Source organism: Longimicrobium sp., assembly GCF_048594345.1.
GTDB lineage: Bacteria > Gemmatimonadota > Gemmatimonadetes > Longimicrobiales > Longimicrobiaceae > Longimicrobium.
The window spans coordinates 6708-27112 of record NZ_JBMDXM010000109.1; the positions used below are offsets into that span (position 1 = coordinate 6708).

The 20405-nt window shown below is 72.4% G+C and carries 1 protein-coding gene; it reads left to right on the top strand.

Features of this window, described 5'->3' with window-relative positions:
• Positions 1–941 precede the first annotated feature (941 nt).
• A complete protein-coding gene (locus tag ACOJUJ_RS11925; protein WP_420127101.1) occupies positions 942–20300 on the top strand; it encodes a non-ribosomal peptide synthase/polyketide synthase in 19359 nt (6452 codons plus the stop codon).
• Positions 20301–20405: the final 105 nt, after the last annotated feature.

A 20405-nucleotide genomic window follows, 5' to 3' on the forward strand; every position in this document is an offset into this window, starting at 1 on the left:
GTCACCGCAGCGTGGACAAGGGCGTCGCGGGCGACGCGGGGCCATGCTTGTCCGTGAATCGCGTGCGCTCTCTCCGGTCGTGCCGCCTGCTACGGATCGTCCGGCGAGCTGGAGCGTGGGGGGGTGTCCCGCGATTCCGGCGGCAACGGCGATTTCGCCTGTGTGCACGTTCGCCGGACGCTCGGGAGCGGCGTAGCGAGGTTGGGAAAAAGAGATTAGTTTTGCGGACAGTTAATCAGCGATCAACCGCTTGCCAGCGTGATCGAGGATGACTCTCTGCTCATGTTTTCGTGGCGGCCCCAAAGGCGGGCTGACTGGCCGCGGCAGGCAGCGGAGACCCCTGCCCGCGGCGCCGCGTGCCGCGGATCCCCACGCAGCCCTCGCGCTATCCAGTCGCTTCGGTCCGCCCGGGCTTCCAGGGCGCTCGGGGGCGTGGGGCAGCGAGTTCCCGGGGAACGGCCGGCTCAGCCGTGGTCCCTGACTGGCGGCAGGTTGGGGAGGGGAGCCGGTTGACGCGGGGAAAACGAACAGGTTAACGTTCGGCAATCAACGGATACTGGCGCATCACGTTAGGGCCTCTTCGGGGCTGCGGCGCGCTCTTCGAAGGAGCCACGGTCGCGGAGCTGCCTGGCGTGCGGGCCTTGCCCAATCCGTGATGGACACCCAGCTCGTCCGCGTGAGCCCGGACGAGCTGGTGGCGCTGCTCGCGCGCATACGCGCGTCCACGGTCGCATGACTTTCCGCTTTCCCCGCGCGCCGCGCATGGAGCGGGGCGGCTCGCCGGCAGTGCGGGCGAGCGGGCGGGTTGCCGGCTCGCCCGGCCGCCCCCGGCGCGCGGAATCAACCCGCGGCATCGACGTCTTCCCTCGTCCGGCCTGGCTGCCGGGCGCGAGGGGAGCCATGCGCGTTTCACAAACCTGATCCACCGGCGTCCCCAAGTCATGAATCCCGTCGCGGCACTCACCGAACTGACACTGGCCGAGCGCCGGGAGCTCCTGAAGCTGGCGCGGGCCCGCGACCTGGTGGGGAACCGGTCGGAGCTTCCGCCCATCCAGCGGGCGCTCCGGGAGGGTCCGCTGCCGCTGTCGTTCGCGCAGGAGCGGCTGTGGTTCATCGACCGTCTGGAGCCGGGCAACGCCGTCTACAACATCCCCGTGGCCTGGCGCCTGAAGGGTGCGCTGGACCCGGCGGTGCTCGAGCGTGCGCTGGGCGAGATCGTAAGGCGACAGGACGCGCTTCGGACGACGTTCGGCGAAGTGGACGGGGCGCCGGTGCAGGTGATCGCGCCCCATGCCGGCTTCACCCTGCCGGTGGAGGACCTGTCGGAGCTGAGCGAGGGGGATCGCGAGGCGGCGGTGCGTCGGCGGGCGGGGGAGGAAGCGCGGTGGGCGTTCGACCTCTCGGCGGGCCCGCTTTTCCGCGCGGCGCTGCTGCGTCTGGGGGCGCAGGAGCACGTGCTGCTGCTCTCGGTGCACCACATCGTCAGCGACGGGTGGAGCATGGGGGTGCTGTACCGCGAGCTGTCGGCGCTGTACGAGGCGTATGGCGACGGGCGTGAGTCGCCGCTGCCCGAGCTGGGGGTGCAGTACGCCGATTTTGCCGCGTGGCAGCGCGGGTACCTGGCGGGCGAGACCCTGGAGCGGCAGCTGGCGTACTGGCGGCAGCGGCTTGCGGGCGCACCCGCGCTGCTGGAACTGCCCACCGACCATCCGCGCCCGCCGGTGCAGACGTTCCGGGGCGCGCACGAGCGAATCGAGCTTCCCCTCGATCTGCTGGAGCGGCTGCAGGCGCTGGGACGCGGCGAGGGGGCGACGCTGTACATGGTGCTGCTGGCCGCGTTCCAGGTGCTGCTGGGCAAGTACAGCGGCAGCGACGACATCGTCGTGGGCAGCCCGATCGCGGGGCGGACGAGAAAGGAGATCGAGGAGACGATCGGCTTTTTCGTCAACACCGTGGTGCTGCGGACCGATCTCTCGGGCGACCCCACCTTTCGCGAGGTGGTGGGACGGGCGCGGGAGGCGACGCTGGGCGCGTACGAGCACCAGGAGGTGCCGTTCGAAAAGCTGGTGGCCGAGCTGGAGCCGGAGCGGTCCCTGAGCCACACCCCGCTCTTTCAGGTGACGTTCGCGCAGCAGAACGCGGTGGAGCGCGGCGTCGCCCTGCCGGGGGTTGAGGTAAGCGAAGCCGGAGGCGAGCTCGCGAGCGCCAAGTTCGACCTTTCCCTGATGGTCAAGGCGACCGATCAGGGCCTGCGTGTGGGACTGAACTACAGCACCGACCTCTTTGAGCGCGGCACGGTGGAGCGGATGCTCGGCCACCTGGCGCGGGTGCTGGAGCAGGCCGCGGCCGACGCGGACGTGCGGCTCTCGCAGCTGGAGCTTCTGGGCGAGGCGGAGCGCGAGCTGGTGCTGGAGGGATGGAACCGGACGGACGCCGAGTATCCGGCGGACCGGTGCATCCACCAGCTCTTCGAAACCCAGGCGGCGCGCGCACCGGAGGCGGTGGCCGTGCGCTTCGAAGCCGGGTCGTTCACGTACGGCGAACTGAACGAGCGGGCGAACCGCCTGGCGCACCACCTGATCCGGCGCGGTGTGGGGCCGGAGGTGCGGGTGGGGATCTGCCTGGAGCGCAGCCTGGAGATGGTCGTCTCCATCCTGGCCGTGCTCAAGGCGGGCGGCGCGTACGTGCCGCTGGATCCCACCTATCCCGCCGATCGTCTGGCCTTCATCCTGGGCGACTCCGCCACTCCGGTGCTGCTCACGCGCGAGACGCTGCGCGGCGCGCTGCCGGTGCCCGAAGGCGTCGAGCTGATCACCCTGGACGCGGCGCAGGCGCAGATCGCGGCCGAGAGCGCGGAGAACCCCGCGAGCGGCGCCGGGCCGGAGACGCTGGCGTACGTCATCTACACCTCCGGCTCTACCGGCACGCCCAAGGGCGCGCTGATCGAGCATCGCAACGTCGCGCGCCTGTTCAGCGCCACGGACGCCTGGTTCGGCTTCGGCGAAAGCGACGTGTGGACGCTCTTCCACTCCTACGCCTTCGATTTCTCCGTCTGGGAGATCTGGGGCGCGCTGCTGTACGGCGGCCGCGTGGTGGTCGTCCCGTTCGAGGTGAGCCGCGACCCGGAAGCGTTCCACGCGCTGGTGCAGCGCGAGGGCGTGACGGTGCTGAGCCAGACGCCCTCCGCCTTCCGCCAGTTCATCCGCGTGGACGGCGAGCGCGGGGGCGAGCTGGCGCTGCGCAACGTGATCTTCGGCGGCGAGGCGCTGGAGCCGGCCTCCCTGCGCGAGTGGGTGGAGCGCCGCGGCGCTGAAACGCCGCGGCTGGTGAACATGTACGGGATCACCGAGACCACCGTACACGTGACCTACCGGCTGCTGAGCCGGGAGGACGTTTTCGGCGGATCGGGGAGCCCCATCGGCCGGGCGATCCCCGACCTGCGGCTGTACGTGCTGGATCCGTCACGGCGGCCGGTGCCGGTCGGGGTGCCGGGCGAACTGTACGTGGGCGGCGCCGGGGTGGCACGCGGGTACTTGAATCGCCCGGAGCTTACGGCACAGCGCTTCATCGACAACCCGTTTGGTGAGGGCCGCCTCTACCGGACCGGCGACCGGGTGCGCTGGCTGGCGGACGGGACGCTGGAGTACCTGGGCCGCCTGGACGAGCAGGTAAAGATCCGGGGCTTCCGCATCGAGCTGGGCGAGATCGAGGCCGCGCTGCGCCAGGCGCCGGACGTCCGGGACTGCACCGTCATCGTGCGCGAGGACGAGCCGGGCGACCGGCGGCTGGTGGCGTACGTCGTCGGCGAAGCGGAGGCGGAGGCGCTGCGCGACCTACTGCGCCAGAGCCTGCCGGAGTACATGGTGCCGGCCGCGTTCGTCGCGCTGGACGCGCTGCCGCTGACCGCGAACGGCAAGCTGGACCGCAAGGCGCTCCCGGCGCCGGAAGGCGATGCGTACGCGCGGCGCAGCTACGAGGCCCCGCTGGGCGAGGTGGAGACGGCGCTGGCGGAGATCTGGGGCGAGGTGCTGGGCGTGGAGCGGGTGGGGCGGTGGGACCACTTTTTTGAGCTGGGCGGGCACTCGCTCCTGGCGATCCGGCTGATCGGGCGGATGCGGAGCGCGGGGCTGTACACGGACGTGCGGGCCCTGTTCACCACGCCGGTGCTGGCCGAGCTCGCCCTCGCCGTGACCCGGGCGGCTTCGGAGATGGAGATCCCCGCGAACGGCATCCCGGAGGGGAGCGGGTCCATCACGCCGGAGATGCTGCCGCTGGTGGAGCTGAACCAGTCGGAGATCGACCGGATCGTGGCGGGGGTGGCGGGCGGAGCCGCGAACGTGCAGGACATCTACCCGCTGGCCCCGCTGCAGGAGGGCATCCTCTTCCACCATCTGCTTGCGGAAGAGGGCGATCCGTACCTGCTGTCGAGCACGACCGAGTTCGACAGCCGCGCGCGTCTGGACCAGTACCTGACGGCACTGCAGGCGGTGATCGACCGCCACGACATCCTGCGTACGGCGCTGGCCTGGGAAGGGCTGCGCGAGCCGGTGCAGGTCGTCTGGCGGCACGCGCCGCTGCGGGTGGAAGAGGTGCGGCTGGAGGCGGACGCGGGGGATGCGGCCGAGCAGCTGTGGCGGCGCTACGACCCGCGGCGATACCGCATGGAACTGGGCCGGGCGCCGCTGCTGCAGGCGTGCATTGCCGAGGACCGCGCGCGCGGCCGGTGGCTGCTGCTGACGCTGAAGCACCACGTAACGGGCGACCACGAATCGGTAGAGGTGCTGCGCGAGGAGATCGCCGCACACCTGCTGGGCCGCGAGTCGGAGCTGCCCGCGCCGCTGGCCTTTCGCAACTACGTGGCCCAGGCGCGCCTGGGCGTAAGCCGGGAGGAGCACGAGCGGTTCTTTCGTGCGATGCTGGGCGACGTGGAGGAGCCGACGGCGCCGTACGGCCTGCTGGACGTGTGGGGGGACGGGCGCGGGATCGGCGAGGCGCGGGTTCCGGTGGCGGGCGAGCTGGGCGTGCGGCTGCGGCGCCGGGCGCGGGCGCTGGGGGTAAGCGCGGCCAGCCTGTGCCACCTGGCCTGGGCGCAGGTGCTGGCGCGGGTCTCGGGCCGCAGCGACGTGGTGTTCGGGACGCTGCTCTTTGGCCGCATGCAGGGCGGGGAAGGGGCAGACCGGGTGATGGGGCCGCTCATCAACACGCTGCCGGTGCGGATCAGCGTGGGCGAGGAAGGCGCCGAGGCCGCGGTGCGGCGTACGCACGCGCTGCTGGCCGACCTGCTGCGGCACGAGCACGCCTCATTGGCGCTTGCGCAGCGCAGCAGCGGCGTGGCGGCGCCGGCGCCGCTGTTCACCTCGCTGCTGAACTATCGCTACGGCGGCGGCACCAGGCAGCAGGGGCAGGCGGCGGAGGGCGTGCGGGGCATTCGCGCGCAGGAGCGGACGAACTACCCCGTGGCGCTGGCGGTGGACGACCGGGGGGATGAGTTCTCGCTGGTGGCGCAGGTGGCGGCCCCGGCGGACGCGGAGCGGCTGTGCCGGATGATGCACACGGCGCTGGAGCGGCTGGTCGAGGCGCTGGAAGTTGCTCCCGGACGGGCGATCGGGAGCATCGACGTGCTGCCGGAGGCGGAGCGCGCGCTGGTGGTGGAGGAGTGGAACCGGACCGAAGCGGAGGTTCCGGCGGACCGGTGCATCCACGAACTCTTCGAGGCGCAGGCGGAGCGCACGCCGGGGGCGGTGGTCGTCGTCTTCGAGGAAGAATCCCTCACGTATGCCGAGCTGAACGCCCGCGCCAACCAGCTCGCCCACTACCTGCGCCGCCGCGGCGTCCGCGCGGAGACTCGCGTGGGCATCTGCCTGGAGCGCGGCCCGGAGATGGTCATCTCCATCCTGGCCGTGCTCAAGGCTGGCGGCGGCTACGTGCCGCTGGATCCGTCGTATCCCGCCGAGCGGCTGGCCTTTATGCTCGCCGACTCGGGCGCGCCGCTTCTGCTCACCCGCCTGCCGCTGCCGGAGGGGCTTACGCCCCACGCCGCGGAGGTCGTCTGCCTGGACGCGGACCGCGAGCGCATCGCGGCCGAAAGCGCGCAGGCGCCGGGCGCCGGCGTGCTGCCGGAGAACCTGGCGTACGTCATCTACACCTCCGGCTCTACCGGCCGCCCCAAGGGGGTGCTGGTGCCGCACCGTGGCGTCCCGAACCTGGCGTACGCACAGGCGCGCCGCTTCGGCATCGACGGCAGCAGCCGCGTCCTGCAGTTCGCCTCGTTCTCGTTCGACGCGGCGGTGGCGGAAGTGTTCGACACGCTGCTGGCCGGGGCCACGCTGGTGATGGCGCCGCGCGAGGCGCTGCTCCCCGGCGCGGGGCTGCTGGAGACGCTGCGGCGCGGGCGCGTCACGGTGGCCACCCTGCCGCCGTCGGTGCTGGCCATCCTTCCGCCGGACGACCTGCCGGAGCTGCGCACGGTGGTGAGCGCGGGCGAGGCGGTGGACGCCGCCACGGTGGAGCGGTGGAGCGCCGGGCGCGTCTTCGTGAACGCCTACGGGCCGACGGAGACGACGGTCTGCGCGACCGCCGCCCGCCTTGAGGCGGACGGGCGTGCGCTGGCGATCGGCCGCCCGCTGGAGAACGTGCGGGCGTACGTGCTGGACGGGGCCGGCCGGCCGGTGCCGGTGGGTGTTCCCGGCGAGCTGTACGTCGGCGGCGTGGGCGTGGCGCGCGGCTACCTGGGACGGCCGGGGCTGACGGCCGAACGCTTTGTCCCGGACGCGTCCGGCGCGGCGGGAGAGCGGCTGTACCGCACGGGCGACCGGGTGCGGTGGTCGGCCGCGGGCGAGCTGGAGTTCCTGGGGCGGACCGACGAGCAGGTGAAGGTCCGCGGCTTCCGCATCGAACCCGGCGAGATCGAGGGTGCGCTGCGGCGGAGTGAAGGCGTCACCGACTGCGTGGTGGTGGCTCGCGAGGACGTGCCTGGTGAGACGCGGCTGGTGGCGTACCTGGTGGGCGACGTGGACGCCGGAGCACTGCGCGACAACCTGCGCCGGGAGCTGCCGGAGTACATGCTCCCGGCGGCGTTCGTCTTCCTCGACGCGCTGCCGCTGACGCCGAATGGCAAGGTGGACCGCAAGGCGCTGCCTGCGCCGGACTTTGCCCCGGCGGCGGAGCGCTACGTGGCTCCGCGCACGCCGGTGGAGGAGGTGCTGACGGAGATCTGGGCGGAGACGCTGAGCCTGGACCGGGTGGGGGTGACGGAAAGCTTCTTTGAGCTGGGCGGGCACTCGCTGCTGGCCACGCGCGTGGTGTCGCGGGTGCGGCAGGTGTTCGGGGTCGAGGTGCCGCTGCGGGCGCTGTTCGAGGGGCCCACGGTGGCGGAGCTGGCCGGGCGCGTGGAGGAGATGCGCCGCGGCGGGCTTCCGGTGCTGCCGCCCGTGGTGCCGACCGGGCGCACGGGGCCGCTGCCGCTGTCGTTTGCGCAGGAGCGGCTGTGGTTTCTGGACCGGCTGGAGCCGGGGAGCACCACCTACAACATCCCCGTGGCGCGGCGCCTGGGCGGTGCCCTGGATGCGGCGGCGCTGGAGCGCGCGCTGGGTGACCTGGTGCGCCGCCACGACTCGCTGCGCACGGTCTTCGCCGAGGCGGACGGCGCGCCAGTGCAGGTGATCACGCCCTTCGGCGGCTTCACGCTGCCGGTGGAGGACCTGTCGGCGCTGGGCGAGGCCGATCGCGACGCGGCGGTCGGGCGCCGGGTGAGCGAGGAGGCGCGGCGAGCGTTCGACCTCTCGGCGGGTCCGCTGTTCCGCGCGGCGCTGCTGCGGCTGGACGCCGAGAACCACGTGCTGCTGCTCTCCATGCACCACATCGTCAGCGACGGGTGGAGCATCGGGGTGTTCTTCCGCGAGCTGGGGGCGCTGTACGCGGCGTACCTGGCGGGGCGTGAGTCGCCGCTCCGCGAGCCTGCCGTGCAGTACGCCGACTACGCGGTCTGGCAGCGCGAGCAGCTGGCGGGCGAGGTGCTGGACCGGCAGATGGCGTACTGGCGCGGGCGGCTGGCGGATGCGCCGGAGCTGCTGGAGCTGCCCACGGACCGTCCCCGCCCGGCGGTGCAGACGTACCGGGGCGCGTCGGTTCCGGTGCAGCTTCCCCTCCATCTGCTGGAGCGGGTGCAGGCGCTGGGACGCAGCGAGGGCGCGACGCTGTACATGACGCTGCTGGCCGCCTTCCAGGTGCTGCTGTCGGAGTACGCCGGGAGCGACGACATCGTCGTGGGCAGCCCGATCGCCGGGCGCACGCACCGTGAGGTGGAGGAGCTGATCGGCTTCTTCGTCAACACGCTGGTGCTGCGCACCGACCTGTCGGGAGACCCCTCCTTTCGCGAGGTGCTGGGGCGGGTGCGCGAGGCCACGCTGGGCGCGTACGCGCACCAGGAGCTTCCGTTCGAAAAGCTGGTGGCCGAGCTGCAGCCGGAGCGCAGCCTGAGCCACTCGCCCCTGTTCCAGGTGATGTTCACGGTGCAGAACGCCGGGGACGGGGGAGCCTCGCTGCCGGGGCTTAGCATGAGCGGCGTGGGTGCGGGGCTCGCGACCGCCAAGTTCGACCTTTCCCTGACGCTCACCGTGACCGCCGAGGGCCTGCGCGGCGGGCTGAACTACAGCACCGACCTCTTCGAGCGCCGCACGGTGGAGCGGATGCTGGGCCACCTGGGCCGGGTGCTGGATCAGGTCGCCGCGGACGCGGACCTGCGGCTTTCGGAGTTGGAGCTGCTGGGCCCGGCAGAGCGCGAGCTGGTGCTGGAGGAGTGGAACCGCACCGAAGCGGAGGTTCCGGCGGACCGGTGCATCCACGAGCTGTTCCAGGCACAGGCGGCGCGCACGCCGGAGGCGGTGGCCGCGCGCTTCGAAGCGGAGTCGCTTACCTACCGCGAGTTGAACACGCGTGCCAACCGGCTGGCGCACCACCTGATCCGGCGCGGTGTGGGGCCGGAGGTGCGCGTGGGACTCTGCCTGGAGCGCGGGCTGGAGATGATCGTCTCCATCCTGGCCGTGTTCAAGGCGGGCGGCGCGTACGTGCCCCTGGATCCAGCCTATCCGGCGGATCGTCTGGCCTTTACCCTCTCCGACGCAGGCGTCCCCATCGTGCTCGCGCAGGAGACGGTGCGCGCGACGCTCGCGGTGCCGGACGGCGTGGAGCTGATCAGCCTCGATGCCGCGCAGGCAGAGATCGCGGCCGAGAGCGCGGAGAATCCACAGAGCGGGGCCACGCCGGAGAGCCTGGCGTACGTCATCTACACCTCCGGCTCCACGGGTACGCCCAAGGGCGCGCTGATCGAGCATCGCAACGTCGCGCGCCTGTTCAGCGCCACGGACGCCTGGTTCGGCTTCGGCGCGGACGACGTGTGGACGCTGTTCCACTCCTACGCCTTCGATTTCTCCGTCTGGGAGATCTGGGGCGCGCTGCTCTACGGCGGCCGCGTAATCGTCGTCCCCTTCGAGGTGAGCCGCGATCCGGAAGCGTTCCACGCGCTGGTGCAGCGCGAGGGCGTCACCGTGCTCAACCAGACGCCCTCCGCCTTCCGCCAGTTCATCCGCGTGGACGGCGAGCGCGGCGGCGACCTGGCGCTGCGCAACGTGATCTTCGGCGGCGAGGCGCTGGAGCCGGCGTCTCTCCGCGAGTGGGTGGACCGCCACGGCACGGAGACGCCGCGGCTGGTGAACATGTACGGGATCACTGAGACCACCGTCCACGTCACCTACCGGCAGCTGAGCCGGGAGGATGTCTTCGGCGGCTCGGGAAGCCCGATCGGTCGCGCGATCCCCGACCTGCGGCTGTACGTGCTGAACCCGGCGCGGCGGCCGGTGCCGGTCGGCGTGCCGGGCGAGCTGTACGTGGGCGGCGCCGGAGTGGCGCGCGGGTACCTGAACCGCCCGGAGCTGACGGCGGAGCGCTTCATCGACAACCCGTTCGGTGAGGGCCGGCTCTACCGGACCGGCGACCGGGTGCGCTGGCTGGTGGACGGCACGCTGGAGTACCTGGGCCGCCTGGACGAGCAGGTAAAGATCCGGGGCTTCCGCATCGAGCTGGGCGAGATCGAGGCCGCGCTGCGCCAGACGTCCGGCGTCAGGGACTGCGCCGTCGTCGTGCGCCAGGACCAGCCGGGGGACATGCGGCTGGTGGCGTACGTCGTCGGCGAAGCGGAGGCGGAGTCGCTGCGTGCGGGCGTGCGGCGGAGCCTGCCGGAGTACATGGTCCCGTCCGCGATCGTCTTTCTGGACGCGCTGCCGCTGACCGCGAACGGCAAGCTGGACCGCAAGGCGCTGCCGGCGCCGGAGCTGGCGGCGGCGGACCGGTACGTGGCGCCGCGGACGCCGGTGGAAGAGGTGCTGGCGGGGATCTGGGCGGAGGTGCTGCGCCTCGACCGCGTGGGCGTGGAAGAAAGCTTTTTCGACCTGGGCGGGCACTCGCTGCTGGCCACGCGCGTGGCCTCGCGCGTCCGGGAGGTGTTCGCCATCGAGCTGCCGCTGCGTGCGCTGTTCGAGGGGCCCACGGTGGCGCAGCTGGCCGAGCGCGTGGAGGAGGTGCGCCGCGCGGAGGTGCCCATGCTGCCGCCGGTGGTGCCGGCCGAGCGCATGGGGCCGCTGCCGCTGTCGTTCGCGCAGGAGCGGCTGTGGTTCCTGGACCGCCTGGAGCCGGGGAGCGCCACCTACAACATCCCCGTCGCCCGGCGCCTGGGCGGTGCCATGGACGCGGGGGCGCTGGAGCGGGCGCTGGGCGAGCTGGTGCGCCGCCACGAGGCGCTGCGCACCGTCTTCGCCGAGGCGGACGGCCGGCCGGTGCAGGTGATCGCGCCCTTCGGCGGCTTCACCCTGCCCGTGGAGGACCTGTCGGCGCTGGGCGAGGCGGATCGCGAGGCGGCGGTCAGGCTCCGCGTCAGCGAGGAGACTGCACGGCCGTTCGACCTGGCGGCGGGCCCGCTCTTTCGCGCGGCGCTGCTGCGGCTGGGCGAGGAAGATCACGTGCTGCTGCTCACCATGCACCACATCGTCAGCGACGGGTGGAGCATGGGGGTGCTCTTCCGCGAGCTGTCGGCGCTGTACGCGGCGTACCTGGAGGGGCGTGAGTCGCCGCTCTCCCCGCCGGCGGTGCAGTACGCCGACTACGCGGTGTGGCAGCGCGAGCAGCTGGCGGGCGAGGTGCTGGACCGGCAGCTGGCGTACTGGAAGGAGCGGCTGGCGGGCGCGCCGGACCTGCTGGAGGTGCCCACGGACCATCCCCGCCCGGCGGTGCAGTCGTTCCGCGGGGCGTTCGAGCGGAGGGAGCTTCCCGGCGAGCTGCTGGAGCGGCTGCGGGCGCTGGGCCGCAGCGAAGGCACCACGCTGTACATGACGCTGCTGGCCGCCTTTCAGGTGCTGCTGGGCAAGTACAGCGGAAGCGACGACATCGTCGTGGGCAGCCCGATCGCGGGGCGGACGAGAAAGGAGACCGAGGATCTGATCGGCTTCTTCGTCAACACGCTGGTGCTGCGGACGGACCTTTCCGAAGACCCCAGCTTTCGCGAGGTGCTGGGGCGGGTGCGCGAGGCGACGCTGGGTGCGTACGAGCACCAGGAGGTGCCGTTCGAGAAGCTGGTGGCCGAGCTTCAGCCGGAGCGCAGCCTCAGCCACTCGCCGCTGTTCCAGGTCGCGTTCTCGCTGCAGGACCGCAACCCGCCGGCGGACGGTCTGGCCGGTCTGCAGGCCGGCGCGGTGCAGGCGGAGATCGGGACCACCAAGTTCGACCTGGAGCTGAGCTTCGCCGTGCACGGGCAGGTCCTGCGTGGCGGAATGGCCTACAGCACCGACCTGTTCGCGCGCGGCACCGTCGAGCGGATGCTGGAGCGTCTGCACCGGGTGCTGGAGCAGGTGGCGGAGAACGCGGACGTGCGCCTGTCGCAACTGGAGCTGCTGGGCGAGGCGGAGCGCGAGCAGGTGCTGGGGACGTGGAACCACACGCAGCGCGAATACGCCGACCCGCCGGCCCACGCCCTGTTCGCCGAATGGGCGCGCCGCGCTCCGCAGGCGATCGCCCTGCTGGACTGCGCCGAAGCCGTGACGTATGGCGCGCTGGACCGCCGCGCGTCGATCCTCGCCCGGCAGCTGCGCGACCTGGGTGTGGGGCCCGAGACGCCGGTGGGCCTGTGCATGGAGCGCACGCCCGACCTGCTGGTGGGGGTGCTGGGGATCTGGAAGGCGGGTGGCGCCTACGTTCCCCTGGATCCGACGTACCCGGCGGATCGCCTGGGATGGATCCTCACCAACGCGGCGCTTCCGGTGGTGGTCGCCACGGGGGGCACGGCCGCGGCGCTGCCCAGGCATGGAGCCACCCTTGTGCGGGTGGACCAGCTTCCGGACACGGCGGCGGAGATGGCGGCGGATGCGCCGGAGGTGCCGGTATCCGCCGCGAGCCTGGCGTACGTCATCTACACGTCCGGCTCTACCGGCCGGCCCAAGGGCGTGCAGGTTCAGCACGGCTCCCTGTCCAACCTGCTGGCCGCCACGCGTGAGGCGTTCGGCGTCGGCGAGGGTGACGTGATGCCGGCGCTGGCCTCGTACTCGTTCGACATCTGGCTCTTCGAGGTGCTGCTGCCGCTCACCTCGGGTGGCGCGGTGCGCCTGGTGGCGCGCGACCGGGTGCTGGACGTGCCCGCGCTGGTGGAGGAGATCGCGGACGCCACGCTGGTGCACGCCGTCCCCGCGCTGATGCGGCAGATGGTGCAGGCAGAGCGCGAAACGCCCCGGCTGGCGCGGCTGCGGGGTGCCTTTGTGGGCGGCGACCGGGTGCCGGCCGACCTGCTGGAGGAGATGCGGCAGGCGCTTTCCGGGGCCGAGTCGCACGTCCTGTACGGCCCCACCGAGGGCACCATCCTGGCCTCCACCTACCCGGTGCCGGCGGAAGGCGTGGTGGAGGGGCACCCGATCGGCCGGCCGCTGGGGAACGTGCGCCTGTACGTGTGCGACGTGCTCGGGAGCCCGCAGCCGGCGGGGGTGCCCGGCGAGCTGCTGATCGGAGGGGCGGGGGTGACGCGCGGCTACCTGGGGCGTGCCGCCCTGACGGCGGAGCGCTTTGTCCCCGATCCGTTCTCGACGGAAGGAGGCGCACGGCTGTACCGGACGGGCGACCGGGCGCGCTGGCGCGAGGACGGGACGCTGGAGTACCTGGGGCGCACCGACTTCCAGGTGAAGATCCGGGGCTTCCGGATCGAGCCGGGTGAGATCGAGGCCGTCCTGCGGGTCCACGACAGCGTGACCGACTGCGTGGTCGTGGCGCGCGAAGACGTGCCTGGCGACCGGCGGCTGGTGGCGTACGTGGCCGGCGGCGTGGAGGCGGACGAGCTGCGCGAGCACGTGCGGGAAAGCCTGCCGGAGTACATGGTGCCCTCCGCGTTCGTCTTTCTGGACGCGCTGCCGCTGACGCCCAACGGCAAGCTGGACCGCAAGGCGCTGCCGAGGCCGGAGTACGCGGCCGAGCCGGACCGGTACGTGGCGCCGCGGACGCCGGCCGAGGAGGTGATTGCGGGGGTCTGGGCCGAGGTGCTGCGGCTGGAGCGGGTGGGGGTGCACGACAACTTCTTCCAGTTGGGCGGCCACTCCCTGCTGGCGGTCACCCTCGTGGAGCGGATGCGGCGCCGCGGCGTGCGCGCGGACGTGCGCGCCCTGTTCACCACGCCCACGGTGGCGGAGCTGGCCGCGGCGGCGGGCGGTGACTTCAACGAGGTGGCCATCCCGCCCAACCGCATCCCCGCCGGCTCCGAAGTCCTGGTGCCGGAGATGCTTCCGCTGGTGGCGCTCACGCAGGCGGAGATCGACGGCATCGTGGCCGGCGTGCCCGGCGGCGCGGCGAACGTGCAGGACGTGTATCCCCTGGCGCCCCTGCAGGAGGGGATCCTCTTCCACCACCTGCTCACGCACGAGGGCGATCCCTATCTGCTCTCCCTGCCGTTCGCGTTCGAGAGCCGCGAGCGGCTGGATGCCTACCTGGCCGCGCTGCAGGCGGTGGTCGCGCGGCACGACATCCTGCGCACCTCGGTGGTGTGGGAAGGGCTGCCGGAGCCGGTGCAGGTGGTCTGGCGCCACGCCCCGCTCACCGTCGAAGAGGTGGAGACCGACCCGGCGGCGGGTGATGCGGCGCGGCAGCTGTACGATCGCTTCGACCCGCGGCACTACCGGATGGACCTGGGCCGCGCGCCCATGCTGCGGGCCTGCGTCAGCCATGACGTGGCGCGGGATCGCTGGGTGATGCTGCTGCTGCATCACCACCTGACCAGCGACCACACCGCCATGGAGGTGCTGCGGGCGGAGATCGACGCGCACCTCGAGGGTCGCGCGGATCAGCTGCCGCCCCCGCTGCCCTTCCGCAACTACGTGGCGCAGGCACGTCTGGGGGTGAGCCGGGCGGAGCACGAAGCGTTCTTCGGCGAGCTGCTGGGGGACGTGGACGAGCCGACGGCGCCGTTCGGGCTGCGCGAGGTGCACGGCGACGGGCTGGGGCTGGAGCAGGGGGCGCTGGAGGTGGAGGAGGGGCTGGGCACGCGGCTGCGGGCGCGGGCACGGGCGCTGGGGGTGAGCGCGGCCAGCGTGTGCCACGTGGCGTGGGCGCAGGTGCTGGCACGGACCTCGGGGCGGCGCGACGTGGTGTTCGGCACCGTGCTCTTTGGACGCATGCAGGGCGGCGAGGGCGCGGACCGGGTGCTGGGGCCGTTCATCAACACGCTGCCGGTGCGCATTCCGGTGGCGGAGGCGGGCGCGGTGACGAGCGTTCGCCGCACGCAGGCGCTGCTGGCCAGCCTGGTGCGCCACGAGCACGCCTCGCTCACGCTGGCGCAGCAGATGAGCGGGGTGCCGGCGCCGGAGCCGCTGTTCTCGGCGCTGTTCAACTACCGGCACAGCGTGCGTGGCGGCAAGCGGCCGGCGGCGGGCGGCGTCGGCACGGGGATCCGTACGATGGAGCGGTCCAACTACCCGCTCACGCTCTCGGTGGACGACCTGGGAGACGGGTTCCACCTGACGGTGCAGGTGCAGGCCGGGGTGGGCGCGGAGCGGGTGTGTGCACTGATGCACACGGCGCTGGAGGGACTGGTCGAGGCGCTGGAAGCGTCGCCGGAGCGGCCGCTGGAAACCATCGAGGTGCTTCCGCGGGCCGAGCGGCGGCAGGTGCTGGAAGCGTGGAACCGGACGGAGGCCGAGGTTCCGGCGGACCGCTGCATCCACCAGCTGTTCGAGGCCCAGGCGGCGCGCACGCCGGATGGTGTCGCCGTCGTCTTCGAGGACGCTTCTCTCACGTACGCGCAGCTGAACGCCCGCGCCAACCAGCTCGCCCACCATCTGCGCGGCCACGGCGTGGGGCCGGAGGTGCGCGTGGGTGTGCTGATGGAGCGCAGCCTGGAGATGGTGGTCTCGCTCCTGGCGGTGCTGAAGGCTGGCGGCGGCTACGTGCCGCTGGATCCCGGCCTCCCCGCCGAACGGCTGGCGTATATGCTGGAAGATTCCGCCGTGCCGCTGGTGCTGGTGCAGTCTGCCCTGCGCGACGCGGTCCCCGCGCGCGAGGGCATCGCGGTGCTGGCGGTGGACGCTCTGGCGGAGCGGCTGGCGGCGGAGGCGGTGGAGAATCCGGCGGGCGGAGCGCGGGCGGATTCACTGGCGTACGTCATCTACACCTCCGGCTCCACGGGCCGTCCCAAGGGCGTGATGAACCAGCACCGGGGCGTGGTGAACCGGCTGGTGTGGATGCAGGCGCACTTCGGTATCGGCGCGGACGACGTGGTGCTGCAGAAGACGCCGTTCGGATTCGACGTGTCGGTGTGGGAGTTCTTCTGGCCGCTGCAGCAGGGCGCAACCCTGGTGATGGCGCGGCCGGAGGGCCACCGCGACCCGCTGTACCTGCAGGAGACCATCGAACAGCGCGGGGTGACCACGCTGCACTTTGTCCCCTCCATGCTGCAGCAGTTCGTGGAAACGGCGGACCCGGCGCGGTGCGGCAGCCTGCTGCGCGTGGTCTGCAGCGGCGAGGCGCTGCCGCCGGCGCTGGTGCGGCGCTTCTACGACCGGTTCGCCGGCCCGGTGGAGCTCACCAACCTGTACGGCCCCACGGAAGCGGCCGTGGACGTGAGCTGGTGGACCTGTCCGCGCGACGGAACGGACGACGTGGTGCCGATCGGCCGGCCGGTGTGGAACACCGCGCTGTACGTGCTGGACGCCGCGCTGCAGCCGGTGCCCGTGGGCACCCCCGGCGAGCTGTACATCGGCGGGGTGCAGGTGGCGCGCGGCTACCAGGGCCGCGCGGCGATGACCGCGGAGCGCTTCGTCCCCGACCCGTTCTCGACCGATTCAGGTGCACGCCTCTACCGCACGGGCGACCGGGCGCGGTGGCGGGCGGACGGCGCCATCGAGTACCTGGGTCGGCTGGACTTCCAGGTCAAGGTGCGCGGCTTCCGCATCGAGCTGGGCGAGATCGAGGCCGCGCTCCTGGACCACCCGGGCGTACGCGAGGCCGTGGTGCTGGCGCGCGAGGACGTTTCGGGCGACCGGCGGCTGGTGGCGTACGTGGTGGGCGACGTGGAGACGGATGCGCTGCGCGCGCACGTGCGCCACGGCCTGCCGGAGTACATGGTCCCCTCCGCGTTCGTCGTGCTGGACGCGCTGCCGCTTACGCCGAATGGCAAGCTGGACCGCAAGGCGTTGCCGGCGCCGGAGTACGCGGGCGCCGCGGACCGGTACGTGGCGCCGAGCACGCCGACCGAGGAGGTGCTGGCGGGGATCTGGGCCGAGGTGCTGAAGGTGGAGCGGGTGGGGGTGCACGACAACTTCTTTGAGCTGGGCGGGCACTCCCTGCTGGCGGTCACCCTCGTGGAGCGCATGCGTCGCCGCGGCGTGCGCGCGGACGTACGCGCCCTGTTCACCACGCCCACGGTGGCGGAGCTGGCCGCGGCGGCGGGGGGCGACGTCACCGAGGTCGCGGTGCCGCCCAACCGCATTCCGGCCGGCTGCGACGCCATCACGCCGGACATGCTGCCGCTGGTGGAGCTCACGCAAGGCGAGATCGACCGCATTGTGGGTGCGGTGCCGGGGGGCGCGGGGAACGTGCAGGACATCTATCCCCTGGCGCCCCTGCAGGAGGGGATCCTTTTCCACCACCTGCTCACGCCGGAGGGCGATCCCTACCTGCTCTCGGTGCCGCTCACTTTTGAGAGCCGCGAGCGGCTGGACGCCTACGTGGCCGCGCTGCAGGGGGTGGTCGCGCGGCACGACGTGCTGCGCACGGGCGTGGTGTGGGAGGGACTGTCCGAGCCGGTGCAGGTGGTCTTGCGCCACGCGCCGCTCGCCGTCGAAGAGGTGGAGGTGGATCCGGCCGCGGGCGATGCGGCGAAGCAGCTGTACGAGCGCTTCGACCCGCGGCATTACCGGATGGACCTGACCCGGGCTCCCCTGCTGCGTACCTACGTCGGCGCTGAGGCCGTGGGCGGGCGCTGGGGACTGCTGCTGCTGCTGCACCACCTGGTGAGCGACCACACCGCGATGGACGTGCTGCGGGCGGAGATCGACGCGCACCTGGAGGGGCGCGCGGATCAGCTGCCGGCCCCGCTGCCGTTCCGCAACTACGTGGCGCAGGCGAGGCTGGGGGTGAGCCGCGCGGAGCACGAGGCGTTCTTCGGCGAGCTGCTGGGCGACGTCGACGAGCCGACGGTGCCGTTCGGGCTGCGCCAGGTGCACGGCGACGGGCTGGGCCTGCAGGAGGGGACGCTGCGGGTGGACGATGTGCTCAGCGCGCGGCTGCGGGCGCGGGCGCGGACGCTGGGGGTGAGCGCGGCCAGCGTGTGCCACGTGGCGTGGGCGCAGGTGCTGGCGCGGACCTCCGGCCGCGACGACGTGGTCTTCGGCACCGTGCTCTTTGGGCGGATGGAGGGCGGCGAGGGAGCGGACCGGGTGCTGGGGCCGTTCATCAACACGCTGCCGGTGCGCATCCGGCTGGGGGACGAGGGCGCGGAGGCGAGCGTCCGCCGCACGCAGGTGCTGCTGGCCAACCTGGTGCGGCACGAGCACGCGCCGCTGGCGCTGGCGCAGCAGATGAGCGGGGTGCCGGCGCCGGAGCCGCTGTTCTCCGCGCTCTTCAACTATCGGCACGTGGGTGGAGGACGGAAAAGCTCCGTGCCCGGGCCCAAACAGGCCCTGCGGGTGGCGGAGCGTTCCAACTACCCGCTCACCCTTTCCGTGAACGACCTGGGAGAGGGATTCTCGCTGACGGTGCAGGTGGAGGCGGAGGTAGGCGCGGAGCGGGTGTGCGCGCTGATGCACACGGCGCTGGCGGGGCTGGTTGGCGCGCTGGAGCAGGCGCCGGAGCGGCCGCTGCGGAACATCGAGGTGCTTCCGGAGGGTGAGCGGCGGCAGGTGCTGGAGGCGTGGAACCGGACGGCGGCCGCGTACCCGGCGGACCGGTGCATCCACCAGCTGTTTGAGGCGCAGGCGGCGCGGACGCCGGAGGCGGTGGCCGTGCGCTTCAAGGATGAATCGCTCACCTACGGCGAGCTGAACGCGCGTGCCAACCGGCTGGCGCACCATCTCGCCGGCCTCGGTGTCGGGCCGGAGACGCGGGTGGCGATCTGCCTGGAGCGGGGGCCGCAGATGGTCGTCTCGGTCCTGGCCGTGCTCAAGGCGGGCGGTGCGTACGTTCCGCTGGACCCCGTTTATCCCGCGGATCGCCTGGCCTTTACCCTCTCCGACGCCGGAGTGGCGGTGCTGGTGACGCAGGGATCCCTGCGCGCGGCGCTCCCCCTCGGCGACGGTGTCGTGGCCGTGAGCGTGGACGGGGACGGGGATTCGATCGCGTCGCGGTCCGCCGAGAACCCGGAACGTGGCGTCTCGCCCGGACATCTGGCGTACGTCATCTACACCTCCGGCTCTACCGGGCGCCCCAAGGGCGTGCAGGTGCAGCACGGTTCGCTCGCGAACCTGCTGGCGGCCACGCGCGAGGCGTTCGGGGTCGGCGAGGGCGACGTGATGCCGGCGCTGGCGTCGTACGCGTTCGACATCTGGCTCTTCGAGGCGCTGCTGCCGCTCACCTCTGGCGCCGCGGTGCGCCTGGTGGAGCGCGAGCGGGTGATGGACGTGCCCGCGCTGGTGGAAGAGATCGCGGACGCCACGCTCGTCCACGCCGTCCCCGCGCTGATGCGGCAGATCGTCCATACGGAGCGTGAGACGCCCCGGCTGGCCCGGCTGCGTCGCGCGTTCGTGGGCGGCGACCAGGTAGCGGCGGACCTGCTGGGGGAGATGCGGGAGACGTTCCGCGGGGCGGAGACGCACGTGCTCTACGGCCCCACGGAAGGAACCGTCCTGGCCTCCACGCACCCGGTGCCGGCGGACGGGATGGTGGCGGGGCACCCGATCGGCCGGCCGCTGGGGAACGTGCGCCTGTACGTGTGCGACCCGCTTGGCAGTCCGCAGCCGGCGGGCGTCGCGGGCGAGCTGCTGATCGGCGGGGCGGGGGTGGCGCGCGGCTACCTGGGCCGCTTCGCGATGACGGCGGAGCGCTTTGTCCCCGATCCGTTCGGTGGGGAGCCGGGCGCACGGCTGTACCGCACGGGCGACCGGGTGCGCTGGGCGGCGGACGGGACGCTGGAGTTCCTGGGGCGCACCGACTTCCAGGTAAAGATCCGCGGCTTCCGCATCGAGCCAGGGGAGATCGAAACCGCGCTGTCGACGCACGCGGAGGTGCGGGAAGCGCGCGTGATCGTGTGGGAAGATGCGCCGGGCGAGAAGCGGCTGGTGGCCTACGTCGTCGGCGGCACGGAGGCGGACGAGCTGCGGGAGCATCTGCGGAAGAGCCTGCCGGAGTACATGGTGCCGTCCGCGTTCGTGCCGCTGGAGGCGCTGCCGCTGACGCCCAACGGCAAGCTGGACCGCAAGGCGCTGCCGGCGCCGGAGTACGCGGCCGGCGCGGACCGATACGTGGCGCCGCGCAACCCGGTGGAGGAGGTGCTGGCGGGGATCTGGGCCGAGGTGCTGCGCCTGGAGCGGGTGGGCGTGGAGGAAAGCTTCTTCGAGCTGGGCGGGCACTCGCTGCTGGCCACGCGCGTGGTTTCGCGCGTCCGCGACGCGTTCGCCATCGAGCTGCCGCTTCGTGCGCTGTTCGAAAGCCCCACGGTGGCCGGCCTGGCGCCGCAGGTGGAAACGCTGGTGCTGGCGCGGGTGGAAGAGTCGGAGCTCGCCGACGCGCTGGCGCAGCTGGAGGGGCTGTCCGACGAAGAGGTGATGGCGCTTCTGGGCGCAGAGTGATTTCCCCGTTCCAATCGTTAGCCGCCGTGGCTGCCGCCGCGGTCATCCTACTGGAGACGTAGAAGCCCCGATGAGCGAAGTACTCGGACGCGTGGACAAGCTGTC